This is a genomic window from Chromohalobacter marismortui (genome assembly GCF_004364315.1).
Lineage (GTDB): Bacteria > Pseudomonadota > Gammaproteobacteria > Pseudomonadales > Halomonadaceae > Chromohalobacter > Chromohalobacter marismortui.
Genome location: NZ_SOBR01000018.1, coordinates 1 through 3,244, shown reverse-complemented (window position 1 = coordinate 3,244; position 3,244 = coordinate 1). Strand labels below are relative to the sequence as shown.

Annotated in this window: 2 rRNA genes (1 of these 2 cut by a window edge); both read right to left on the bottom strand. The window is 55.7% G+C overall.

The features are described from left to right. Positions 1-1,157: ribosomal RNA gene (locus C8E00_RS16555) — 23S ribosomal RNA — on the bottom strand; it reaches 1,830 nt to the left of the window's first position. Between the two features lie 166 nt (positions 1,158-1,323). Next, positions 1,324-2,861: ribosomal RNA gene (locus C8E00_RS16550) — 16S ribosomal RNA — on the bottom strand. The 16S and 23S rRNA genes sit together here, the layout of an rRNA operon. Positions 2,862-3,244: the final 383 nt, after the last annotated feature.

The following is a 3,244-nucleotide window of genomic DNA, read 5'->3' as shown; positions in this document are numbered from 1 at the left end:
GAGCCCGTAGCTTCGGCATCTGGTTTGAGCCCCGTTACATCTTCCGCGCAGGCCGACTCGACTAGTGAGCTATTACGCTTTCTTTAAAGGATGGCTGCTTCTAAGCCAACCTCCTAGCTGTCTAAGCCTTCCCACATCGTTTCCCACTTAACCAGAATTTGGGGGCCTTAGCTGACGGTCTGGGTTGTTTCCCTTTTCACAACGGACGTTAGCACCCGCTGTGTGTCTCCCACGCTGCACTCATCGGTATTCGGAGTTTGCCTCGGGTTGGTAAGCCGGGATGGCCCCCTAGCCGAAACAGTGCTCTACCCCCGACGGTGATACGTGAGGCGCTACCTAAATAGCTTTCGAGGAGAACCAGCTATCTCCGGGCTTGATTAGCCTTTCACTCCGATCCACAGCTCATCCCAGCATTTTTCAACATACTTGGGTTCGAGCCTCCAGTCAGTGTTACCTGACCTTCACTCTGGCCATGGATAGATCGCCCGGTTTCGGGTCTATATCCAGCGACTCTGCGCCCTGTTAAGACTCGGTTTCCCTACGCCTCCCCTAGTCGGTTAAGCTCGCCACTGAATATAAGTCGCTGACCCATTATACAAAAGGTACGCGGTCACACGTCGCAACGTGCTCCCACTGCTTGTACGCATACGGTTTCAGGATCTATTTCACTCCCCTCGCCGGGGTTCTTTTCGCCTTTCCCTCACGGTACTGGTTCACTATCGGTCAGCCAGGAGTATTTAGCCTTGGAGGATGGTCCCCCCGTCTTCAGTCAAGGTTTCACGTGCCCCGACCTACTCGATTTCACCAATGCGGGTTTTCGGTTACGGGGCTATCACCCACTATGGCCGGCCTTTCCAGGCCGTTCACCTAACCGTGCATTGACTTAAGGGCTAGTCCCCGTTCGCTCGCCGCTACTCAGGGAATCTCGGTTGATTTCTTTTCCTCGGGGTACTTAGATGTTTCAGTTCCCCCGGTTCGCTTCCCGACCCCTATGGATTCAGGGTGGGATACCCAGCTTGTGCTGGGTGGGTTTCCCCATTCAGAGATGCCCGGGTCGTAGGTTGTTTGCCACCTCACCGAGCCTTATCGCAGGCTACAACGTCTTTCATCGCCTCTGGCTGCCTAGGCATCCACCGTATGCGCTTCATCGCTTGACCATATAACCCCAAAGGGACTGGTCGGGCGACGAACACGATTTTGCCGGATACGCTTGAGACGTATCGTCTTGCTTTGTCAGCTTATTCCACATTGTTAAAGAGCATTTGCTCTACGCGATCAGGTAATTCATTGTGAGCGCTTACCCGGTAGGGATGCACCGTCGTTTAAGGAGGTGATCCAGCCGCAGGTTCCCCTACGGCTACCTTGTTACGACTTCACCCCAGTCATGAACCACACCGTGGTGATCGCCCTCCGAAGTTAGGCTAACCACTTCTGGTGCAGTCCACTCCCATGGTGTGACGGGCGGTGTGTACAAGGCCCGGGAACGTATTCACCGTGCCATTCTGATGCACGATTACTAGCGATTCCGACTTCACGGAGTCGAGTTGCAGACTCCGATCCGGACTGAGGTCGGCTTTTCGGGATTAGCTTCAGCTCGCGCTTTCGCAACCCTTTGTACCGACCATTGTAGCACGTGTGTAGCCCTACCCGTAAGGGCCATGATGACTTGACGTCGTCCCCACCTTCCTCCGGTTTGTCACCGGCAGTCTCCCTAGAGTTCCCGACCGAATCGCTGGCAAATAGGGACAAGGGTTGCGCTCGTTACGGGACTTAACCCAACATTTCACAACACGAGCTGACGACAGCCATGCAGCACCTGTCTCTGCGCTCCCGAAGGCACCCCGGAATCTCTTCCGGGTTCGCAGGATGTCAAGGGTAGGTAAGGTTCTTCGCGTTGCATCGAATTAAACCACATGCTCCACCGCTTGTGCGGGCCCCCGTCAATTCATTTGAGTTTTAACCTTGCGGCCGTACTCCCCAGGCGGTCGACTTATCGCGTTAACTGCGCCACTAAGTCCTCAAGGGACCCAACGGCTAGTCGACATCGTTTACGGCGTGGACTACCAGGGTATCTAATCCTGTTTGCTACCCACGCTTTCGCACCTCAGCGTCAGTGTCAGGCCAGAAGGCCGCCTTCGCCACTGGTATTCCTCCCGATCTCTACGCATTTCACCGCTACACCGGGAATTCTACCTTCCTCTCCTGCACTCTAGCCTGCCCGTTCCGGATGCCGTTCCCAGGTTGAGCCCGGGGCTTTCACACCCGGCGTGACACGCCGCCTACGCGCGCTTTACGCCCAGTAATTCCGATTAACGCTTGCACCCTCCGTATTACCGCGGCTGCTGGCACGGAGTTAGCCGGTGCTTCTTCTGCGAGTGATGTCGTCCGTACCGGGTATTGGCCGGCACGCTTTCTTCCTCGCTGAAAGTGCTTTACAACCCGAAAGCCTTCTTCACACACGCGGCATGGCTGGATCAGGCTTGCGCCCATTGTCCAATATTCCCCACTGCTGCCTCCCGTAGGAGTCCGGGCCGTGTCTCAGTCCCGGTGTGGCTGATCATCCTCTCAGACCAGCTACGGATCGTCGCCTTGGTAAGCCGTTACCTTACCAACCAGCTAATCCGACATAGGCTCATCCAATCGCGCGAGGTCCGAAGAGCCCCCGCTTTCTCCCGTAGGACGTATGCGGTATTAGCCTGAGTTTCCTCAGGTTATCCCCCACGACTGGGTAGATTCCTATGCATTACTCACCCGTCCGCCGCTCGCCACCAGGAAGCAAGCTTCCCGTGCTGCCGCTCGACTTGCATGTGTTAGGCCTGCCGCCAGCGTTCAATCTGAGCCATGATCAAACTCTTCAGTTGAAAGTCTGATAGTCCGTTGAGCGGACCAAACTGGGTTCAAGACTAAAACGTTCTCAAAAAGACCCGAAGGTCTTTGACGAGTCGCTTGCCTTGATAGGTCGTGACTGGCACCCCTATCGCGGGCAAGCGCCCACATGAATTACCTGATCGATTGTTAAAGAGCATCTCGTCGTTGCCGAAGCGCCCGACGAGGAAGGCGTATTCTACCGAAAGCGCCGTGATTGTCAAGGTCTCAATCGAGCTGACAATCGCTGACAGCGCCTTGAACCGCGGCGTCATCAGGGGCCTTTCGAGGTGCGGCGCATTCTACCGAATCCGGCGTCACTGTCAAGCGAGAAGTCTCGAGGCGAACCTGGAAATCTCAAGCAAGTCAGTCACTTGCG